The organism is Klebsiella sp. K5-45 (assembly GCF_030128605.1).
Lineage (GTDB): Bacteria > Pseudomonadota > Gammaproteobacteria > Enterobacterales > Enterobacteriaceae > Klebsiella > Klebsiella quasipneumoniae.
Map to the genome: position 1 here is coordinate 1 of NZ_JAKUZW010000008.1, position 21,328 is coordinate 21,328.

The 21,328-nt window shown below is 55.3% G+C and carries 19 protein-coding genes; 7 read left to right on the forward strand and 12 right to left on the reverse strand.

Annotated elements, in window-relative coordinates:
• Positions 1-513: 513 nt before the first annotated feature.
• The 4 genes from MKS11_RS17295 to MKS11_RS17310 are packed head-to-tail and all read right to left on the reverse strand — an operon-like array spanning position 514 to position 2,760.
• Positions 514-1,872, reverse strand: a complete 1,359-nt coding sequence (locus MKS11_RS17295; RefSeq protein ID WP_254911804.1) for a helicase RepA family protein — start codon at positions 1,870-1,872, stop codon at positions 514-516.
• The gene (locus tag MKS11_RS17300; RefSeq protein ID WP_087770975.1) at positions 1,869-2,237 is read right to left on the reverse strand and encodes a hypothetical protein; all 369 of its coding nucleotides are present in this window, start codon (positions 2,235-2,237) and stop codon (positions 1,869-1,871) included. The genes MKS11_RS17295 and MKS11_RS17300 overlap by 4 nt, the downstream gene beginning before the upstream one ends.
• Entirely contained in the window at positions 2,234-2,554 is a 321-nt protein-coding gene (locus MKS11_RS17305; protein WP_032743296.1) for a hypothetical protein, read from the reverse strand. The genes MKS11_RS17300 and MKS11_RS17305 overlap by 4 nt, the downstream gene beginning before the upstream one ends.
• A 26-nt stretch (positions 2,555-2,580) precedes the next feature.
• Positions 2,581-2,760: a host cell division inhibitor Icd-like protein gene (locus tag MKS11_RS17310; protein ID WP_227523467.1), complete on the reverse strand. Its 180-nt coding sequence runs from the start codon at positions 2,758-2,760 to the stop codon at positions 2,581-2,583.
• A gap of 135 nt (positions 2,761-2,895) precedes the next feature.
• Here MKS11_RS17310 and MKS11_RS17315 point away from each other — a divergent pair, with 135 nt between their 5' ends.
• Both MKS11_RS17315 and MKS11_RS17320 read left to right on the forward strand, forming a co-directional pair.
• The gene (locus MKS11_RS17315; RefSeq protein WP_080870849.1) at positions 2,896-3,087 is read left to right on the forward strand and encodes a YlcI/YnfO family protein; all 192 of its coding nucleotides are present in this window, start codon (positions 2,896-2,898) and stop codon (positions 3,085-3,087) included.
• A gap of 24 nt (positions 3,088-3,111) precedes the next feature.
• The gene (locus MKS11_RS17320; protein ID WP_087770976.1) at positions 3,112-4,461 is read left to right on the forward strand and encodes a hypothetical protein; all 1,350 of its coding nucleotides are present in this window, start codon (positions 3,112-3,114) and stop codon (positions 4,459-4,461) included.
• Positions 4,462-4,526: 65 nt separating this feature from the next.
• Here MKS11_RS17320 and MKS11_RS17325 read toward each other — a convergent pair whose 3' ends face one another.
• Genes MKS11_RS17325 through MKS11_RS17335 form a run of 3 tightly spaced genes read right to left on the reverse strand, consistent with a single transcriptional unit; the run spans position 4,527 to position 6,295 of the window.
• Complete coding sequence (locus MKS11_RS17325; protein ID WP_014883653.1) at positions 4,527-4,751, reverse strand: AlpA family transcriptional regulator; 225 nt, start codon at positions 4,749-4,751, stop codon at positions 4,527-4,529.
• Position 4,752: 1 nt separating this feature from the next.
• The gene (locus tag MKS11_RS17330; protein ID WP_087770977.1) at positions 4,753-5,988 is read right to left on the reverse strand and encodes a site-specific integrase; all 1,236 of its coding nucleotides are present in this window, start codon (positions 5,986-5,988) and stop codon (positions 4,753-4,755) included.
• Entirely contained in the window at positions 5,936-6,295 is a 360-nt protein-coding gene (locus MKS11_RS17335; protein WP_165474156.1) for a hypothetical protein, read from the reverse strand. The genes MKS11_RS17330 and MKS11_RS17335 overlap by 53 nt, the downstream gene beginning before the upstream one ends.
• A 152-nt stretch (positions 6,296-6,447) precedes the next feature.
• Here MKS11_RS17335 and MKS11_RS17340 point away from each other — a divergent pair, with 152 nt between their 5' ends.
• Both MKS11_RS17340 and dcuR read left to right on the forward strand, forming a co-directional pair.
• Positions 6,448-8,064 carry a sensor histidine kinase gene (locus MKS11_RS17340; protein ID WP_087770979.1) on the forward strand — a complete coding sequence of 539 codons (1,617 nt, stop codon included), beginning with the start codon at positions 6,448-6,450 and terminating at the stop codon, positions 8,062-8,064.
• Positions 8,061-8,780 (forward strand): two-component system response regulator DcuR, encoded by a 720-nt coding sequence (gene dcuR, locus MKS11_RS17345; protein ID WP_017900307.1) that lies wholly within the window; start codon positions 8,061-8,063, stop codon positions 8,778-8,780. Before MKS11_RS17340 ends, dcuR begins: the two co-directional genes overlap by 4 nt.
• On the opposite strand, the gene MKS11_RS17350 is transcribed toward dcuR, so the two are convergent.
• Positions 8,761-9,711, reverse strand: coding sequence for an FAD:protein FMN transferase (locus MKS11_RS17350; protein ID WP_049116437.1), 951 nt, complete (start codon positions 9,709-9,711; stop codon positions 8,761-8,763). The genes dcuR and MKS11_RS17350 overlap by 20 nt on opposite strands.
• Positions 9,712-9,776: 65 nt before the next feature.
• Positions 9,777-12,554: a flavocytochrome c gene (locus MKS11_RS17355; protein WP_004206081.1), complete on the reverse strand. Its 2,778-nt coding sequence runs from the start codon at positions 12,552-12,554 to the stop codon at positions 9,777-9,779.
• Between the two features lie 642 nt (positions 12,555-13,196).
• Between MKS11_RS17355 and MKS11_RS17360 the strand changes: the two genes are divergently transcribed.
• The 3 genes from MKS11_RS17360 to MKS11_RS17370 all read left to right on the forward strand — a co-directional run bounded on the left by MKS11_RS17360 (position 13,197) and on the right by MKS11_RS17370 (position 18,196).
• Positions 13,197-14,708: an anion permease gene (locus MKS11_RS17360; RefSeq protein WP_049092623.1), complete on the forward strand. Its 1,512-nt coding sequence runs from the start codon at positions 13,197-13,199 to the stop codon at positions 14,706-14,708.
• Positions 14,709-14,762: 54 nt separating this feature from the next.
• A complete protein-coding gene (gene fumA, locus MKS11_RS17365; protein ID WP_284109632.1) occupies positions 14,763-16,415 on the forward strand; it encodes a class I fumarate hydratase FumA in 1,653 nt (550 codons plus the stop codon).
• 164 nt (positions 16,416-16,579) lie between these two features.
• Positions 16,580-18,196 (forward strand): mechanosensitive ion channel family protein, encoded by a 1,617-nt coding sequence (locus MKS11_RS17370; protein ID WP_131091203.1) that lies wholly within the window; start codon positions 16,580-16,582, stop codon positions 18,194-18,196.
• 640 nt (positions 18,197-18,836) lie between these two features.
• Here the strand turns inward: MKS11_RS17370 and pcaC are convergent.
• The 3 genes from pcaC to MKS11_RS17385 are packed head-to-tail and all read right to left on the reverse strand — an operon-like array spanning position 18,837 to position 21,325.
• Positions 18,837-19,226 carry a 4-carboxymuconolactone decarboxylase gene (gene pcaC, locus MKS11_RS17375; protein ID WP_004886998.1) on the reverse strand — a complete coding sequence of 130 codons (390 nt, stop codon included), beginning with the start codon at positions 19,224-19,226 and terminating at the stop codon, positions 18,837-18,839.
• Complete coding sequence (pcaD, locus tag MKS11_RS17380; RefSeq protein WP_004887001.1) at positions 19,216-19,983, reverse strand: 3-oxoadipate enol-lactonase; 768 nt, start codon at positions 19,981-19,983, stop codon at positions 19,216-19,218. Before pcaD ends, pcaC begins: the two co-directional genes overlap by 11 nt.
• On the reverse strand, positions 19,973-21,325 hold the full coding sequence (locus MKS11_RS17385; RefSeq protein WP_284109633.1) for a 3-carboxy-cis,cis-muconate cycloisomerase: 1,353 nt from the start codon (positions 21,323-21,325) through the stop codon (positions 19,973-19,975). The genes pcaD and MKS11_RS17385 overlap by 11 nt, the downstream gene beginning before the upstream one ends.
• Positions 21,326-21,328: the final 3 nt, after the last annotated feature.

Genomic DNA, 21,328 nt, shown 5'->3' on the forward strand with positions numbered 1-21,328 from the left:
GCTTCGGCTTCGCGGAGAATACTGATGATCTGTTCGTCGGAAAAACGCTTCTTCATGGGGATGTCCTCATGTGGCTTATGAAGACATTACTAACATCGGGGTGTACTAATCAACGGGGAGCAGGTCAAAACGATTACAAGACAATAAATACAATCATGGTAGTATTTTAACCTGGAAAAATTTCTTTTTCGGAAAGACTAAAAAAAATACAATAAAAATTGGTCGTTCTATGCGAACGAACTTCCCTACCCAACACTTACATCCTGAAAGCTTGGAATTTTTTGGTAAATTTTTTAAGGTTACTTAATTTCTAGCAACAGTATTCCCACCTACTCCCCACTAAAACGGCTCCCCACTACCTCCCCACTACCATTTTATAAAAATGGCCTTAAGGCCAGTAATGACGCTGGTTTAAGCAATTTTCCCCACTTGGTCCGTGTATATGGGCGCAAAGTGGGGAATTAGGGGTATTGCTCCCCGCCTTCCCCACCAGCGCCCCACTTAGTTACCCACTTATCTCAGCGATTTAACTGTCAGCAAATCGGCGTCCTGAATAACCAGACCATCATCAATCAGTTTCTGAAGCCAGCGAGTAAAATGTTTGGTGTTAATGCCAGTGGCTTTCAGATCATCACGAATGACCGCTCTGTTACAGGGTTCCCCTCGCGCTATCCTGCTTCTAATTGCTTGCCACAGGGCCATATGGTTATCGGTAAGTTTCTCAACGCCTGCAAGTTCAGGATCAACCTCCTTAGCCTCACGAGGCGCATCATGAACTACCAGCGAACACACCATTTCCCCGTCTTCATCTGTGAACAGTTCGGTGGTGCGAAGGTCATAGGCTTTACGTTCTGGTTCCTCGGCATCCTTCATCTTGGTGCATGACAGGATAAGGGCCTGCCCTTGTCCTTCTCGCTTCACATTAAACTCAGCGTCAAGCGCAGCCCGGAACGAACTGGAACCACGCGCTCCCTTAGCCTCATCTTTGCCGGAGTGGTGAACCACCAGCACCGTGGCGCCTGTTTTCTGCTTGATAACGTCACAACCTTCAATAAATGCCCCCATATCGCGAGCATCATTTTCGTCATTACCACCAAAGCAACGCGCCAGAGTGTCAATAACCACCAACCGCACAGGCATATCACACTCCGCTGTAATCTGCCTGGCTGCCAGAATGACTTCGGACACCTCAGATTCACGCACCGGGAAGACGGGACGGTTAACAAGCCAGAGGTTATCAACCTCTTGGCCATGCACCTGTTCCCATGCTTTGATCCTACGTGGAACACCTACACCGCCCTCACCAACCACGTAAAGCACAGCGCCACGTTCGACCTTCTTACCAGACCATGAAGCGCCAGCTGCAATATGGCATGCCCATGAAACAGCCAAAAAGCTTTTATACGAACCGCTGGGGCCGTAAATGCTGCACAGTGACTGTGCCGGGAGTATATGTTTAATCACATAGTCCTGACGGATGTTATAGCCCTCTGAACCGCGTGTAAGTGGTAGCTTTGAGCGTTTTTTATCAACGGTGGCATCCGGGAATACGCGCTGTATGAGCTGGGTGTCGGCCAGCCAGAGATTCATTTCCTCTTCACCGATTTCATCCACCAGCACAGAACGACGGGCGATTATCATCTGTTTACGATCAGTATCGATATAGCCGGCATCACACAGAGCCTCATATGGCATTTCCGCAATTTGTTTTAAGCGTACCGCCAACTTGCCATAGCGCGTTGTCGGGTCTTTGTGCTGGTTGATTGCCTTTTCCAGATCCGTACGGTTGTAGTTCCGGCCATGCGCCCACAGGTATGAACAGCTAAACAAAGCGTCCGATACCGTCTCAACTGTCATTACTGCATCTGTCATTTCGGGATCCCTCCGCTCATTTGGAATTTGCCTATCAGCGGATGAAACCAGTAGGCCGAACCGTATTTTCGTTTTGCGCTACGGAGAACCAGTCGGGCCGCTTCCCTGAATTTCTCATCAGGCACAATAAAGCCACCTGATTTCAGCTTAACCAACATAACGCCCGTAATTTTCGCCAGCTCCTTCGCTTTTTTGGTAGAAATGCCATACTCAGCCGCCAGCGTAGCAACAGGAGTCATACCGGGAGGGATTTCACCGCCCTGACTATCAGTCAGCGCTCTTACTTTTTCTTCAAGAACGTTGACTTTCTCCACTAGCAGATCAAAGCGTTTTTCCAGTTCATTGAATTTGACGTTGCTGATCATGACTGAACCTCCGAACAACTTTCAAAACGCTCGCACTCTGCTTTTAAGAAGCTATCCAGATTAGAGGCCAAAGACTCAAACAGCTGTCCAAGCGCGGTGATTTCGCCGTCCTCCATTGCATTGGGATAACACACCAGCATAGTCGCCACGATCTTTGCTTGGGCAGCGCTAAGCGATGCAAGACGCAATTCCTCTTCATGCTCTTCAAGGTTTTTTAGATCAGCTACATAGCGCAGTTGTGACTTAGTCATTTCGAGCCCCCAGAGGAAGGCTGATTTCTCCTCCCATAATTGACCAGAGACTTGCTCGATTTGCATCCGTCCACGTAAACGTATAAGGGCTTTCAGTCCTGATTTTCGCTGCAAAAAATTAAAATCCAACCGGGCAGTGCAGCGCGTGCAGCGGCTTCACTATCTGCATCAATGCGCATCACTATGGGAGTGCTATCCGGATGATGCTTAGGTGTTGCAAGGAATAGCCATGTAAATTCTGGGCGAGTTTGGGTATGCTGTGTTCCAGCCATAGTCGTTACTCCAGTTAACGGTTTGGTTAGACGCCTCGGCAGTGGGTCCAAGCACTTCCGGGGCGTTGCTTTTTTTACGTACCCCGTGATAACGTACGTACGTAATAAGCAAATATTAGGAGGTTACGTACGTACATGTCAACAATTAAAAGAGACAAAACTCCCAAAGGTGAAGGATGGTCCCCGACCTTTCAGATAAGAATTAATCCTGAACTCCGTCAGCAAATGAACGAAGCTGCAGAGCGAGAAGGAGTAAGTTTAGGAAACTGGATTAAAGAATTAGTTAGGGCTGAATTGCGGAAAAATGGAATAACACCTAAAGGTTAACCTATTACAAAAACGGGAGCTAATATGGTTGATAACTTTCAATTCATAGAGATTAATAAAGAACAGTTTGATATGTATTTTTATGGCCGCTCACCATACCTGAAAACATTCTCTAGTGAAATACGCTGGTTTAAATATGAAGAAAATGGCATAACACTATTATCCACAATAATATTGTGCAATATTGACAAGGATTTTAACGCAATAGTACTGGGAAGGGATTTAGATAAAAAATTCAGAGCTATAAATGTCTTAGCTTCTTTTGAATCAATGGATGACTTGCTTAACGATCTAAATAATTGCATACCAAAAATGCTGGCACAGCACCACAACGGTGCGTTCATGCAAGGTGATGAGTCAACAAAACCTTTTTCATTATTCTTAAGCAAAGTCCCAGAGAAAAAAAGGAATATTTATATAAAAATGCTCCTCGAAGATCCACTTCATTATCCAGCATATATTGTACTTGAGGAGCTTGCATACTGGTTTAAAGATCCTGATGGCATATTTATACGAGACTTTCAAAGTGACGCGTTTAACTCAAGACTATTCGAGCTATATTTAAATGCTGTTTTTTATGAACTCGATTTTGAGATGAGTCGAGAATACAATCAGCCAGACTTTCTACTATCTAAATTCGGTAAAGAAATAGCTGTAGAGGCTGTAAGCATTGCAGAAACAGAAGATCCTCTTGAAAAAAGAGCTTTTAACGATGAGCAAATGGACGAAATAAGAACACATGTTCTAAAAGTCATGCCATTCAAATTTGCAAGAAGTTTATTAAAAAAAGTCCGACATTGCCCTGAACCAGAGAAAGTTCATTATTGGGAACTCAATCATACCAAAAACAAACCATTTATCATTGCGATGCAAGATTATTCTAAAAAAATGTCTATGGCCTTTTCAAACGAAGCTCTACATAGCTATTTGTATGGGATTGATATTGAATCAGGCTCTCCGATTGAAAGACATACAGATGAAAATAGAAGCATCAAGTCAAATTTTTTTGGCGCAGAGCAAAATAATTATATTTCTGCCGTTCTACTCACCACTCAAGCAACAGTACCAAAATTTAACCGCATGGGTATTCTTGCTGGTGTAGAGGCGAGTGGATTCAAAGTATTCGTCAATGGTGTTAAAACGGATCAGGATGCAAATCCATACCCTTTTTCAGCCGATGTAAGCGATCCTAACTATCAAGAACTATGGTGTACAGCCATATATATGTATCATAATCCAAACGCTATCCATCCTGTTGACTATAAATTATTTCCAAATATGGTTCATGTATTTCAAAAGGACGACCACTTCGAGGAACTCATTCCAAGGAATTATATTCTTCAATCGACTACCATGATATGTAAAACAAAATAATTTGTGATTTACTCCGAAGCCACCAAATGATTAATGCGGTTTATTTTCCGCATTAATCATATTTATTAGAGCCATTCACCTCGAATCCAAGCTTGTACCTCTGAGAGTCGGTAGGCAACTGCTGACGGCCCAATTTTGATGCGCTTTGGAAATTTTCCTTCCTGTTCCATGCGCCAGCGCGTTGAGTTAGACAGCGTGGTCATAGCGCGGCATTCAGGTTCACGAATCATTCGGTCAAGCTCAGGCATATACTGGAGATCTTCTTTTTTTACAACGGATAACATAGCCATATCAGGCGCTCCTTTTCTTAATCACTTTGACTGTATTTTCTTCACCCACCAGCCCATCAAGGTAATCAACCCATCGGTCCAGCGCTTCTTGTTTCTGGGGGATATACTTGCTGCGGTTATAGATTCCGGCCACCCCCTTTATGATGTGTCCCAACAGCTGCTCAACAACATAAAAATCAACTCCCATGTCGTTGAGGCTTGTTGAGAACGTTCGTCTCAGGTCATGTAATGACCACCGTTTTTCATGTTTTAGAGATACAAAGTTTGTGCATCCCATCGCGCTGACGGTTGAATCAGATTTCAGTTCCCCGAGAATATACCTACGCCTTTTAGTCTCTTCGTGCAGGTTTACGATCCACTGCCGCATTTTCTGAGGCACCGGCCGGAGAATCTCTTCGCCGTTTTTACTGTGCTCTTTTGGCACCGTCCAAAGCCATTTTTCGAAGTCCCATTCGTCCCATGTGGATAGACGTGCCTCACTGAGCCTGCATCCAAATACAAGGCACAAGATAGCCATCCGCTTCTTGTAATTCATAACACGGGTTTTGCCCTTACCATGAAAGTAAACACCCCACAGATCGGCAACATAGCTTTCTTCTAGTAACCGTTCTCTCTTGTTTTGATACTTGCCAATATCACCGGGGCTCAAGTCATCCAGCACATTACATCGCACATACTGGCGCACCCGGCAGTATCTAAAGATCTGCTTTAACTCAATCAGCATCGCTGCAGACTGAACCGGCGCGATTTTCTTCACGCGATCAAAGCATCTTATCCAGTCTGACAGACTGCATTTCTCGACAGGAAAATCCCCAGTGTAGGGGAAGATGTATCTCTCATAACGACGATAGATACGCACCGTCTCCTTGCGTTTTTCCCTGGCATAATTATCAAACCAGTAATCGACAGCGTTCTTTACCGTCACAGGAGTGAACAGACGCTCTTTGGTGAGTTTGTTCTCTATCCGTGGATCCAGTCCCTGTGATAGCCATGCCCGGCACTCATCCCTTTTCTCCCTGGCCTGTTTAAGTGTCATATCTGGATACTTGCCTAACGTCATCCAGACAGGAGCACTTTGTCGGCCAGAATGTCTAAAGAAATAAACAAAGCTTACAGTGCCAGTCTTGCTCACTCTGGCAGACAGTCCCCGACCATCGGCCAACATCTTTTGACGCGACTGCGGTTTACCATGTAAGGCTTTTAGCGCCTTGTCGCTTAACTTGTTCTCGCCAGCCATAAAACCTCATTCTGCAATACACATTGCAATACACACTTAGCTGCAACGCCGAAAAACAGTAGAAAAGCAATGCAAAAAACATTTCTTTCTTCTTCATAATTAACAATGAGTTAATGAATGAATCCGGTTCTTCATGCGTACCCATGAGGTAGTGTGATGGATAATGGATCACCACCCCGCTGCGATGTCGCCAGCGCGCGATCTCCCACTCTGCTTCCGCTTCATGGTCCTTTTCACGATGCTGCGCCAGTTGTTCAACGTGCTGTTGCCGGAGAATATCCCGGACCAGAGATGCCAGTTCCATCATGTCTGCCTTAAGCCTGTGGCGAAAAGCGAGAGTTTATCGTGGACGGGACGAGGCTACCGTTGCAAAAGCGGCCTTTTGCTTTGATTACACGGCTTTATGAATGCCACGCTATCAGCGATAATAATCGTTTACTGACTCTATCCGGGATCGTCATGAAGGCATCAGAGCACCCGCCTCGCGTTCGTCAACGCGCCTTACCGTTAAAGCTGAGCACCGCCGTCTCCTTGATGATCGGCAGCGTGATCGGCGCCGTGCTGCTGCTGGTCTATGCCCTGTGGTATATGCAGATCAGCAATGCCACTCGCGATGGTCTGAAAGAGACCGCGCTGGCGGTGGCGCGCACCATGGCCGATATGCCGGAGGTGAAGCGCGGACTGGAGGCGCCGCCGCAGCAGCAAATTATTCAGCCGCTGGCGCAGGCCATCACCCGGCGCAACGACCTGCTGTACGCTATCGTCACCGATATGCAGGGTATTCGCTATTCGCATCCGGACAGCTCAATTATTGGCAAACCCTTCATCGGCCACGATATCCAGCCGACGCTGCAGGGAAAAGAGAACGTGGCCATTAACCACGGCGTGCTGGCCCCGGCGCTGCGGGTGTTTACCCCGGTGTTCAACGATCAGCATCAGCAGATTGGCGTGGTGGTGGTCGGCATTTCGCTGAGTAAAGTGGACGAGCAGATCGCCAACAGCCGCTGGGACGTGCTGCTGACCATCCTGTTCAGCGCGCTGGTCTGCGCCCTCGGCACCTGGAGCCTGGTGCGCGGCCTGAAGCGCGTCCTGCTGGGACTGGAGCCGCACGAAATCTCCACTCAGTTTCAGCAGCGTCAGGCCATGCTTCACGCCCTCAAGGAGGGGGTGGTGGCCGTCGATGCCCATGGTGAGGTTAACCTGATCAACCCGGCGGCGCGCGAGATCCTCTTTTCCGGGCCGGACAAGACGCTCGCTCATACCCCGCTGCTCGCTGACCTGCAGACGGTTTTGCACAGCGGCGAGCCGATGTACGACCGCGAGCTGGGATGCAATGGCCTGTTGCTAATCAGCAACACGGTGCCTATCCGCAGCCAGGAGGCCGTGGTCGGCGCCATCTGTACCTTCCGCGATAAGACCGAAGTCAGCCAGCTGCTGCAGCGGCTGGACGGTATGATGAGCTATGTCGATGCCCTGCGCACCACCTCCCATGAATTTATGAATAAACTGCACGTGATCCTCGGCCTGCTGAATATGAAAAGCTATGGCAAACTCGAGGAGTACGTGCTGCAGACCGCCCATCGCTACCAGGCGGACATCGGCGATATTCAGCACCGCATAAAATCCCCGGTGGTCGCCGGCTTTCTGATAAGTAAAATGCAGCGCGCCACCGAGTGCGGCTTTACCCTTAAGCTGGCGGATGAGAGCCTGGTGCCGGATTGCCCGAATGAGAAGCAGGTCACCGTGCTGGTGACGGTGCTGGGCAACCTTATTGAGAACGCGCTGGATGCCATGAACGGTCAGGCGGAGGGCGAGATCGGCCTGCTGCTGCACTATCAGGACGGCTGGCTAAGCGGTGAAGTGAGCGACGACGGGCCGGGGATCCCGGAAAACAACATCGACGCTATCTTTAACAAAGGTTTCTCCACCAAAGGGGAGAATCGCGGCGTCGGGCTGTTTCTCGCCAACCAGCAATTACGCGAGCTGGGCGGCACCCTCGCCGTCGAGTCGGAACCCGGCGTATTTACTCAATTTTTTGTTCATCTCCCCTGGGATAGTAAAAGGAAACGTGCGTGATAAATGTGTTGATTGTTGACGATGATGCCATGGTGGCCGAACTGAATCGCCTGTACGTGGCAAGGGTTCCCGGCTTTCGTTGCAGCGGGAGCGCTTCGACGCTCAGTCAAGCCCAGGAGATGATTAACGATCCGCAACAGGAGATCGATCTGGTGCTCCTGGATGTCTATATGCAGCAGGACAGCGGGCTCGATCTGCTGCCGACTATCCGTCAATCGGGGCGCGCCATCGACGTCATCATGATCACCTCAGCGGCGGATGCCGCCACGGTGCAGACCGCCATGCATTACGGGGTAGTCGATTACCTGATCAAACCCTTCCAGTTTCCCCGTTTTGAAGAGGCGCTCACTACCTGGCGGGAGAAGCGCAAGCTGATAACCGGCCAACCCTATTACGAGCAGGCCGACGTTGACCGCCTGCTGCACGGCGGCACGCCGGAGGCCAGCGACGCGCGCAAGCTGCCCAAGGGGCTTACCGCGCAAACCCTGCGCACGCTGTGCCAGTGGATTGACGCCCACCCGGACGTTGAATTCTCTACCGATGAGCTGGCGGCGGCGGTGAATATCTCCCGCGTTTCCTGCCGTAAGTATCTGATCTGGCTGGCGCAGATCAATATTCTCTATACCACTATCCACTACGGCGCCACCGGGCGGCCGGTCTATCGCTACCGGCTGGTGGCCGAACAGTACAGTTTGCTTAAGCAGTACAGTCAATAACGCGGTAGCCGCTGTCCAGCGGCGCAAAGCGCAATCGCTGCGGCGATGAAAGTATAATGTCGCGATTTTTGGTGACGAAAATCGCGTCGATATCCTGCCGTTGACGCAGCGCTGCGCAGCCTTTCTCGACGCCGAGGCCGAACAGCAGCGTGGTCCAGATATCGCCGTCTAAAGAATCAGTGGAAATCACCGTGACGCTGTCGAGTTCGTTATCCAGCGGGTAACCGCTGCGCGGGTCGAGAATATGGTGCCAGCGCTTGCCATCTTGCTCGAAATAACGTTCGTAGGTGCCCGATGTGACTACCGACTGTCCGTTAACCGTCAGAGAGCCGATCAGCGCCTGCGCATCGGCAAACGGTTTTTTCAGGCCAATGGCCCATTCGCCAAGGGTATGCACGTTGCCGCCGAGGTTGATCAGCGCCTTTTCCACCTGCTGCTGACGGAGATAATCACGCACCCGGTCAGCGATATAGCCTTTGGCGATCGCCCCAAGATCCAGCTCCATCCCCGGCTGCTGAAGAAACACGCTGCAGGTTGCCTCATCCAGGATCACCTCTTGCGGGCGGGTCAGCGCCAGCCGGGCCCTGATTTCGCCGGCGTCAGGCACGCTGTGTCCCTGAAAGCCAATTCGCCACAGCTTCACCAGCGGCCCAATCGCGAGGTTAAAGGCGCTGTCGCGCACCATGCTGGCGGCTTTGGCGCACTGAATGAGCTGAAAGACCGGGCGGCTGACCGTCACCGGGTGACGTCCGGCGGCGTGGTTGATATCCATTACCTGCGACTCGGCGCGGTTAACGGTAAGCAGATCTTCGTAGCGTTTGATTAACTGAAATACGCGGGAGGCCAGCGCCTCATTATGGGAGCAGAGTTTGAGCAGGATGGGAGAACCCATCAGAACGGTGGAGTAGCTATAGACGCGGTTATCAGACATCGGGCTCTCCTTAGAAGGGATAAGCCGGGCGGCGAGAGCGCCAGCCCGGCATCAGCAATTACGTCTTATCCTCTGGCGCGTTTCGCCGCCTGGCGACCCGCGAGGGTGCCGAAGATGATGATATCCGCCACCGCGTTACCACCGATACGGTTGCCGCCGTGGATCCCGCCAACCACCTCACCGGCGGCGTAGGCGCCGCGGATCGGCTGCCGGGCAACGTCCAGCACTTCGCCATCGGTGTTAATGGTCACGCCGCCCATGGTGTGGTGCACCCCCGGGGCGATACGGATGGCATGGAACGGACCTTCGTTAATCGGCGCGCGCAGCGCGGTGGTACGGCCAAACTGTTCATCATGCTGTTTTTCCACCGCCCCGTTGTAGCACTCGAGGGTGGCGAGGAAGGCATGGTAATCCATCCCCAGTTTATCCGCCAGTTCACGCGGCGAGCTGGCGCTGGTGACGAAGCCTTTGGCGATGTACTCATCGGCGGCTTTGTTTTTCGCCCGCACATGTTCGTCAAAGACGATGTACGCATAGTGTTCCGGTAGGGCGATAATCGCCGCGGAGACTTTATCGCGGGTCTCCATTTCGTTGAAGAAGCGGTTACCCTGCTGGTTGACGAGGATCGCCCCGCCGCCGCGAATCGACTCGGAAATCAGATAGGAGGTCTGCTGTTCAACGGTCGGGTGGATTTGAATTTCGCCCATATCCACGGTACCGGCGCCAATGCGCTCCAGCAGCGCGATACCGCTCCCGGTGGCCCCTTTGTGGTTGGTGGTGACGAAGCCTTCGAGGTCAGGACGATACTTCACCACCATCGCGCTGTTGGCGCTGAAGCCGCCGGTGGCCACCACAATGCTTTTAGTCTGGACCTCTACGATCTCGTTTTCGTCGTTGATCAGACGCACACCGCTGACTTCATCGCCGCTCATCAGGATCTCTTCCACCGAGGTATCCAGCAGGACGTCGATGCCGCGTTTGGTGATGTTGCGCACCAGGCCGCTAATCAGATAGCCGCCGACCGCTGACCCGTCGCGCGGACGGTGGGTGCGGTCAATGCTCATCCCGCCGGTGGTGGTGATATCATTGAGCATAATGCCGCGGTCCGCCAGCCATTCAATGGCTTGCGGGGCATTCTCCACAAAGCGGCGCAGCAACTGCGGATTGTTTTTATTGTGCCCGCCCCTCAGGGTTTCCTGATAGAACAGCTCTTTGCTGTCCTGAATGCCTTTCACGCGCTGGAAGCGGGTCTCCGCGGCGTTCATCCCGGCGGAAGCCTTGATGGTGTTCCCGCCAATGGTCGGCATTTTCTCGACGATCAGCACGCTGGCGCCTTCGTCGTGAGCCTGAATGGCGGCCGCCAGGCCGGCGCCGCCGCTGCCGACGACCACCACATCATAGCTTTTCGGCGCGGCGTCATTGCCGCCCTCTTCCGCCGCCAGCGCTTTGCTCGATTTCAGCATCGCTTTGGCGACCGCTTTTTTCACCGCCTCGCTCTGGCTGGTGGCCCCGGAAATGGCGTCGACGTGCGGGGTATTGGCGGTGAGAATACGTTCGCGGATCTCTTCGAAGCTGGTGGTGAACTCCACGGTCTGCACCGGGCTCGCCGCCAGTTCGATATCGGCGATATGGTCATTTTCGAGGCTGACGTTGATCACCAGTTCATTGGCGTCATCCTGAACGGTTTCAACAAACATCCCCGGCTTAAATTTAGCGTCGCCCATGCTCATGTCGCGGATCATCGCTTCCACCAGCGAGAAGCGCCACAGCGGTTCCGGAATGTGCAGCGCTTCGCGCTGGGTGCTGTCGATAAACAGCTCCAGCTCTTCACCCGCGGCGATACGAGCCGCCCAGTCAGGATAGGCGATGCAGGCGCGCCCCACAGCGATCAGGTCATAGCCGTGATCGAGGCCCAGCTCGGCATCGGCAACGTTAACCACCCCGCCGACGCCCATCACCGGCACCTGAGCCAGAGTGTCAGAGCGCATGGCGCAGTATTTCTCGATCAGCGGCGTCGGGTCGCTGGTATCGACGATAGAGGGACGCAGGGTCGCGCCCACCGAGAAGTGCAGATAATCGACGCCGCGAGCGGCCAGTTTTTCCAGCAGATACATGGTGTCATCGAAGCGGATCCCCGGGACCTCCATCTCTTCTGGCGAGAAGCGGTAGCCGATGATAAAGGCATCGTCAGCGTACTGGCGGGCCATTTTATGGGTGATGTCGAGAACCGCCAGCGGGAAGCGGGCGCGATTGTCGCGGCTACCGCCCCATTCGTCGTCGCGCTGGTTGGAGTTTGGCGAATAGAACTGCTGAATAAGGTAGGTGTTGGCGCCGTGAATTTCGACCCCATCGAAGCCGGCAAGGATAGCGCGGCGGACGCCCTCGCCAAACTTGGCGATCATCCCCTCCACTTCTTCTCCGCTCAGCGCCCGCGGCATCGCGGCGCCCTCACGCGGGGCGGCGATGGCGCTCGGCGCCACGGGCTGACGTCCGCCAATCAGCTGCGGGTCGACCATGCGGCCGCCGTGATAGATCTGCAGAATCGCTTTCGAACCTTCCGCTTTAATTGCTTCGGCGATTTTCGCCAGACCGGCGATTTTTTCATCGTTATCGATACCGATAGCGCCCGGGAAGGCCAGACCGTAGTCATCAATAAAGCAGCACTCAACAATAATGGTGCCGATACTGCCGGCGCGGGCGCGGTAGTACTCCACCAGCTCGCTGGTGACAGTCCCGTCGAAATAACCGGTGCAGGTGGTCATCGGCGCCATCAGCAAACGGTTTTTCAGCTCCGTACCATTTGGTAAAGTAAATGGCTGCAAAATACGTTCGTTACTGGTCATAAGTTACGCTCCAGATTTTGAAATATTAAAAATTCAGAATGGGGTGACGGAATCATTAATGGTTGTGGTTTTTTAATTCCTGTTGTCATGCTAATAATATAGCGACTTTTTTAGTTACTAAATCAATTACGTTAGTTATAAAACTATTTAACCCCAGCAATAACATCGCTACCCCTATTATATTATTAAAATAATAAATAGCATTTACATAATACAAATAAAGGATAACATTTTAGATACTTTCGTTAACATTCAAAGCGACCAACCATCAAGATTATTTGTTTTTATTTCATAGACATAGGCATGTGTCGAGTAAAAACAGCATTAATTGTACATTTTTATTTTAACATTTATCGATATTTTCGCCAAAATAACACCTCATCAGATAGGGTTATATCGAAAATAAAAAAAATAGTGAAATCACCTGCTTTTCTTGATCTCGATCAATTGCAACGACCATTGAAAGCGCAATATATAAATAACCAACAAATTTAATTTAACGCCCATCAAACCGCGTTAAATAATCGCCAAGACGATACTCAGAAACGCAAAATAAAAACTAAAGTAATTTTTGTAATTAAAGAAATCACTGAGCGCATCGCTGGCGGAAACGTTATTTTCAACAACTTGCAGATACTCATTATGAAAGAGAAAAAGACAACCATACCGCCTGCCGGTGCAGTCAATCCAACGACTGCGAATAAAAAACGTCTCCTGATGATGGCGCTGCCGATTATCGTTGCTGTGCTGTTACTCTTCGTCCCGGTCCCGGACGGCCTGCCGCCGTACGCCTGGCACTACTTCGCTATCTTCGTCGGGGTGATCGTCGGGTTGATTTTTGAACCACTGCCTGGCGCCGTTATCGGCATCACCGGCGTGGTGGTCATCGCCCTGTGCAGTCAGTGGCTGCTGTTCAGCCCGGAACAGATGGCCGCACCCGGCTTCAAAATGGCAGGCGCCTCCTTTAAGTGGGCGGTGAGCGGCTTCGGCAACTCCACCGTGTGGCTTATCTTCGGCGCCTTTATGTTCGCCGCCGGCTACGATAAAACCCAGTTCGGCCGCCGCCTGGCGCTGATTCTGGTGAAATATCTCGGCCGTCGCAGCCTGACGCTGGGCTACGCCATCACCTTCGCGGATCTGCTGCTGGCGCCGTTTACGCCGTCGAATACGGCGCGCAGCGGGGGCACCATTTACCCAATTATCGCCAACCTGCCGCCGCTGTACGGTTCAAAACCAAACGATCCGAGCGCGCGTAAAATCGGTTCCTATCTGATGTGGGTAGCGATCACCGCCGCCTGTATCACCAGCTCGATGTTCCTGTCGGCACTGGCGCCGAACCTGCTGGCGCTGGCGTTGGTAAAAAGCATCGTCGGTATCAATATCTCCTGGGGCACCTGGTTCATCGCCTTCCTGCCGCTTGGCGTACTGCTGATCCTGACCATGCCGCTGCTGGCCTACTGGTTCTACCCGCCGGAAGTGAAAGTCAATAACGAAGTGCCGCTGTGGGCCGCTCGTGAACTGGAAAAACTGGGCAAACTGTCGCGCAATGAGATCCTGCTGCTGGTGTTCGTCTGCTTCGCGCTGATGATGTGGATCTTCGCCGCCGACTGGATTGAACCGGCCCTGGCCGCCCTGCTGGTTATCGTGCTGATGCTGTGGACCGGCGTGCTCTCCTGGAGCGATATCACCAACAATAAAGCGGCGTGGAACACCTTTGTCTGGTTCGCCACCCTGGTGGCGCTGGCCGACGGCCTCTCCTCCACCGGCTTTATCGCCTGGCTGGGTAAAGAGGGCGGCGCGCTGATGAGCGGTATCTCCCCGGGAATGGCGACCATCGTCCTGCTGCTGGCGTTCTACCTGCTGCACTATCTGTTTGCCAGCACCACCGCGCACACTACCGCGCTGCTGCCGGCCATGCTGACCATCGCCGCCACCATTCCGGGAATGAATATGGAAGTGTTCGTTCTGCTGATGGTGACCTCGCTGGGCGTAATGGGGATCATCACCCCGTACGGTACCGGCCCGAGCCCGATCTACTACGGCAGCGGCTATCTGCCGACCAAAGATTACTGGCGCCTCGGCACCATCTTTGGCGCCATCTTCCTGGCCGCTCTGCTGCTGATTGGCTATCCGTGGATGTCCATGATGTTCTGATTCATAACCGCCGGGAGCACCCCGGCGGTTTTTATCTTTATGGAGTAAGTGATTATGTCGACTAAACCGTTTGTTTATCAGGATCCATTCCCGCTGGCGCACGACGATACCGAATACTATCTGCTCAGCAAAGAGCACGTCTCCGTCGCCGAGTTTGACGGCCAGGAAGTGCTGAAAGTGGAACCGCAGGCGCTGACCCTGCTGGCGCAACAGGCCTTCCACGATGCCGCCTTTATGCTGCGCGTCTCCCATCAGCAGCAGGTGGCCTCGATTCTGCTCGACCCGGAGGCCAGCGATAACGATAAGTATGTCTCCCTGCAGTTCCTGCGCAACTCGGAAATCGCCGCCAAAGGCGTCCTGCCCACCTGTCAGGACACCGGCACCGCCATCATCATGGGTAAAAAAGGCCAGCGCGTCTGGACCGGCGGCGGCGACGAAGCCGCCCTGGCGCAGGGCGTGTACAACACCTATACCGAAGATAACCTGCGCTACTCCCAGAACGCCCCGCTGGATATGTATAAAGAGGTCAACACCGGCACCAACCTGCCGGCGCAGATCGATCTCTACAGCGTAGACGGCGACGAATATAAATTCCTGTGCATGGCGAAAGGCGGCGGTTCCGCCAATAAAACCTATCTCTATCAGGAAACCAAAGCGCTGATCACCCCGACGAAGCTGAAAAACTATCTGGTCGAGAAGATGCGCACCCTCGGTACCGCCGCCTGCCCGCCGTACCACATCGCCTTTGTCATCGGCGGGACTTCGGCGGAAGCAACGCTGAAGACCGTCAAGCTGGCCTCTACCCGCTACTACGATGGCCTGCCGACCGAAGGCAACGAGCACGGTCAGGCGTTCCGCGATGTGCAGCTTGAACAGGAACTGCTGCAGGAAGCGCAAAACCTCGGCCTCGGCGCGCAGTTTGGCGGCAAATACTTCGCCCACGATATCCGGGTGATCCGCCTGCCGCGCCACGGCGCCTCCTGTCCGATCGGCATGGGCGTCTCCTGCTCCGCCGACCGCAACATCAAAGCCAAAATCAACCGCGACGGCATCTGGATTGAGAAGCTGGAGAGCAATCCGGGGAAATATATCCCTGAGCATCTGCGTCAGCAGGGCGAAGGCAAGGTGGTCAGCATCAACCTGAATCAGCCGATGAGCGAGATCCTGGCGCAACTATCTGCCCATCCGGTTTCCACCCGCCTGAGCCTCAACGGCACCATTATCGTCGCCCGCGATATCGCGCACGCTAAGCTGAAAGAGCTGCTCGACAACGGCGAGGAACTGCCGCAGTACGTGAAAGATCATCCGATCTACTACGCCGGCCCGGCCAAAACGCCTGCCGGTTACGCCTCCGGCTCCCTCGGCCCGACCACCGCTGGCCGCATGGACTCTTACGTCGATCTGCTGCAGTCCCACGGCGCGAGCATGGTGATGCTGGCGAAAGGCAACCGCAGCCAGCAGGTCACCGACGCCTGCCACCAACACGGCGGCTTCTACCTCGGCAGCATCGGCGGCCCGGCGGCGGTGCTGGCGCAACAGAGCATCAAGAGCCTCGAGTGCGTGGCCTACCCGGAACTGGGGATGGAGGCTATCTGGAAAATCGAAGTGGAAGATTTCCCGGCGTTTATTCTCGTCGACGATAAAGGCAACGATTTCTTCCAGCAGATCCAGAACAAGCAGTGCGCTGGCTGTAAACAGCACGGCTAACACCCCCTTCTGGCGCTAACAGCAGGCCGTCGCCGTTCAGGTGACGGCTTTTTTTATGCCCGCGCCGCGCCAGCTTGAATTCACTTCCTGCCAGGCTATGCTCAACTACAAGTCCTCCCTTGCTTGCTGAAAAATAACAATAATTCTCTTTCTCAGGTGCTTCTATGAACAGGATAAGCGTGGTTATCCTCTGGGTACTGGCGCTGCTGGCGTTACAGCCGGCGCTGGCCGCAGAGCCTCGGCAGCAGCCAACCGCTCGCGAAAAGGCGCGCACGGTATATATTTTCCACCAGCCGGTAGTGATGTTGCAGGCGACCTTTGGCCAGACGACGCCAGAAGAGCGCGTGCTGCGCACCCGCAGCGCCCTGCGCGCATTTACCGAGGATGATATTCGCCAGCCACTGCGGATCGTGCCGGTTATTCGCTATGGTCAGCCAGGACGGCTGTTTCTGATGAACGGCAAACCGGTGCTGCTGTTGAGCCAGGCGGATCTCGACGAAGGTGATGATTTAACCCTCGACCAGGCGGCCCAGCGGGTGCTGGCGCGGATGGAAGCCCAGCGCACCGGCCTGCAGGAACAGTTCAATCAACGCTATCTGTTGATCTCCGCCGGTAAGGCCCTCGCCGGGGCGCTGCTGCTGGCGCTGTTTTACTACGGCGCCTTCCGCACCTGGCGGCGGGTACGGCGCTTTTTCCAGCTGCGGATCCTCGAAAAGCGCAGCGCTATTCCCCAGCACTGGCGGCGCTTTCTCGGCAATATCGAGGTCCGATTGTATGCCGCGCTGGCGATCTTCGTCGGTGTCCTGGCCTGTTACATCTGGCTGAGCTGGGCCTTCAGTCTGTTTCCCTGGACGCGCGTATGGAGTGAATCGCTGGGTGACTGGTCGCTGGGGGTGATCCGCGATATCTCGCTGTCGATTGTCGCTTCCCTGCCGGGGCTGATGATCGTGGTGCTTATTTTTCTCATTACCTGGCTCATCATTCGCCTGGTGAAGGTGGTTCTCGACCAGGTCGCCGCCGGCCGCATTCAGGTTCCCGGCATTCATCCGGAGACCGTGAGCGCTACCCGTCGGCTTATCTCGGTGGTCATCTGGCTGTTCGCCCTCTCCGCCGCCTACCCGTTTCTTCCCGGCGCCAACTCCCTTGCCTTCAAGGGCATCAGTGTGTTCTTCGGCCTGATGCTGACCCTCGGCTCGACCGGGGTAATGAACCATGCGATGAGCGGCCTGGTGCTAATCTACTCCAGGGCGCTGCGTAAAGGCGACTGGATCCGCCTCGCTGACAATGAGGGACAGGTCAGCGAGATTGGCGTGCTGGCGACCAAGATCCTCACCCGTGAGAATTACATCGTGACGGTACCGAACGCGGTGGTGGTGAGCGGCAAGATTGTCAATCTCAGCGCCGAGAGCAGCGACGGCGGGTTCAATCTCACTACCAGCGTCACCATCGGGTACGATACGCCCTGGCGCCAGGTTCATGCGCTGCTGGAGCTGGCGGCGAGACGCACCCCCGGGGTCGATCAGCAAATTGCGCCGGTGGTGCGTAAGCTGGGGTTGCTCGACTGGTACACCTCGTATGAGCTGCAGGTGCGCTTATTACCCGCGACGAAGCTGCCAGATGGCCGTAACGCGTTACACAGCAGCATTATTGATGTGTTTAACGAATTCGGGGTGCAGATTATGTCGCCGAACTATGTGATGCAGCCCCGAGCTGCAGTGGTGGTGCCGCAGGAAGCCTGGTACGCCGCCCCGGCTGTCGCGCCGCAGGAGCCTGAGAAATAAGGGTTAACGTATCGGGAATGTCGCCGGGTGGCGGCTGCGCCTTACCCGGCCTACAGGATCCTCTCACAGGCTTACACCTCGCAGGCCCGGCAAGCGCTGCGCCGCTGCGCAATCTATCGGCGCCGTACCCGCCATTATGCCGGGTGGCGGCTGCGCCTTACCCGGCCTACGTACGTACGACCTGCCGTTAATTTATTCACCATTGTTGCTGAAACTGCCGATGCTGGCGGCCTCAACATCGCTGAGACGTTCCCGGAAGGCCGGGGCAGCCCGCATGGATGCGGGCTGAGGGCCGTGTTTTGCAGGGACGTTGCCTCGGCCCGACCCGATGCCTGCAGGGATAAGTCGAAGGCACCACGCAGTGGCGATTTTGCTGGCCGGAGCCCGGGGGTACAGGGGGCGGCGGCGACTGGCCGCCCCCTGTGCGCTCCCTGCGCCATAAGAGACATAACGCAGAAGATCAACCGGGAGCGCAATCTGCCCGGAATTAACATAGAAGTTGTAGCCCTGCCAAACGTTGTGGCCCTGCCAAACATAGTGCGAACAGGGACATTTCCGGTTGTGCCGTTATTTCGCCGGGTGGCGGCTACGCCTTACCCGGCCTACAACAACTGCCGGGCAATCCGACTCGGACGACGACTTAACCCCGCCCGGCGTCGATGTCGTCAAACACCTGCTGCGCCAGATGCATCGTGGCATTGGCCGCCGGCAGCCCGCAATACAGCGCAGAGTGCATGATCAGCTCTTTCAGCTCATCGCGGGTCACCCCGTTGTTAAACGACGCGCGTAGATGCATCTTCAGCTCCGCCTCGCGATTGAGAGCGATCAGCATGGCAATGGTGATCATGCTGCGGGTGTGGTGGTCGAGCCCCGGACGCGTCCACGTCTCACCCCAGGCGTAGCGGGTGATAAAGTCCTGAAACTCGTCATTCAACGGCGTCAGATGCTGCAGGGTACGGTCGACGTGGGCGTCGCCCAACACTTTGCGCCGCACCGCCATTCCGTCCTGGTAGCGCTGTTTATCCTCCATGGCGTTCTCCCTGGAAAAAGCTCAGCAGCGCTGAAGTAAAGCTTTTCGCCGCCTCAATGTTTGACAGATGCGATGCCGGCAGAACCACCACCTGGGAAGCGGGGATCTGCTGCTGCAGAAAATTGGCGTCAGCGACCGTGGTGACAGGGTCACTTTCCCCGGCGATGATTAACGTCGGCAGCGGGATCTGCCCCACTTCGCCCCGCAGGTCGGCGGCGGCCAGCGCCTCACAGCAGGCGGCATAGCCTTCGGCGTCGGTATGGGTTAGCTGGTGACACAGGGCCTCCACCACCTCCGGCGCCTTCTGGCGAAACGCGTGGGTGAACCAGCGGTCCGCCGCCCCGGCGGCCACCACCGCCATTCCTTCCTGGCGTACCGCCCGCGCCCGCGACAGCCAGCTGGCCTGATCGCCGATGCGCGCCGCGGTGTTGGCGACGGCCAGACCATAAAAACGCTCTGGCGCAAAGCGGCCCAGCCACAGACCGGTCAGACCGCCCATCGAAATCCCGCAGAACCAGGCCCGGTCGATATTCAGATGATCGAGCAGCGCAATTACATCTTCCCCCAGCTGGGCGAGGGTCACTTTGCCATTTTTCGTCGTTTTACCGTGGCCGTGGGTGTCGTAGCGCAGCACCCGGAAATGGGCGGTTAGCGCCTCAATCTGCGGCTGCCACATCGCCCGGGTGGTGCCCAGCGAGTTGGAGAGAACGATAACCGGCGCACCTTCCGGTCCGTCGAGTTGATAATCAAGATTCATCATGTTGCTCCTGATAACGCGCCAGCACCTGGCGCACAAAGCGTTCGGCGCTGCCGGTCGCCGTTGCCGGGTCCAGCAGCGTGGTTAAACGTTCGCGGGAGAGATACTGGCTGACCTGCGGATCCGCCGCGAGCAGATCGACCAGCGGACAGAGGCGGTCCAGCGCCTGACGGCACAGCGCCTCAATATGATGATGCGCCTCGGCTTTGCCGATGAATTCCGCCAGCGCCAGGGTCACCGCCTCAGCCATAATCAGCCCGTGGGTAATATCGAGGTCGGCGCGCATCTTCTGCGGGAAGACCTGCATGTCGCGCACCAGCGCCTCGCTTTGCGCCAGCGCCCCGCCCACCAGGGTAATCAGCTCCGGCAGGGTCTCCCACTCCGCCTGCCAGCCGCCCAGCGCCCGTTCGTGCTGCTGAATCTGGCAGGCGTAGAGGGTCGCCATCAGCCCCGGCGTGCGCTGGGCGGCGGTCAGGATCGCCGCGCAGGCCACCGGATTGCGCTTATGCGGCATCGTCGACGAGCCGCCGCGCCCTTCCGCTACCGGCTCGCCCACCTCAGCCACTTCGGTCTGCATCAGCAGGGAGAAGTCGTTAGCGAATTTCCCCAGGGTGCCGCAGACCCCGGCGAACCAGGCGCCCGCCTCCAGCAGCCGATCGCGCTGGCTGTGCCACGGGGTGTCCGGCAGCGTCAGACCGAGATTCTGCGCCAGCGCCTGGCCAACCGCCGGCCCTTTCTCTTTTAGCGCGTCCAGGGTCCCCGCGGCGCCGCCGAACTGCAGCACCAGCAGACGCGGACGCATCTCGCGCAGCCGCTGCTGCCAGCGCAGGAGCGCGTCGAGGGTACCCGCCAGCTTCAGACCAAAGGTCACCGGCAGCGCGTGCTGCATCCAGGTTCGGCCCGGCATCACGGTATCGCGATAACGATCCGCCTGCCCGGCGAGGGCCGCCAACAGCCGTTCAAGGAGTCGCTCTGCGGCATCCAGCGCCCCGCGCAGCTGGAGCACCAGACCTGTGTCGATGGCGTCCTGACTGGTGGCGCCCCAGTGAACGTAGCGCGCGGCGTCCGGATCGCGCGCTTTTACCTGGGCGGTCAGCTGTTTCACCAGCGGGATCGCCAGATTTCCCGCCCCCACCGCCGCCTCGCCGAGGGCGGTAAAATCGATCGCCTCGTGGCGGCAGGCGGCGACAATCGGCCCGACCGCCGCCGTCGGCACCATGCCGCAGGCGGCTTGCGTCTGGGCCAGCGCCGCTTCAAAATCCAGCATGCCCTGCACCCGCTGCGCGTCGCTGAACCAGTCGGTCAGCGGACTGCTGCGCAACATCGGGGTCAACAAACTCATTCT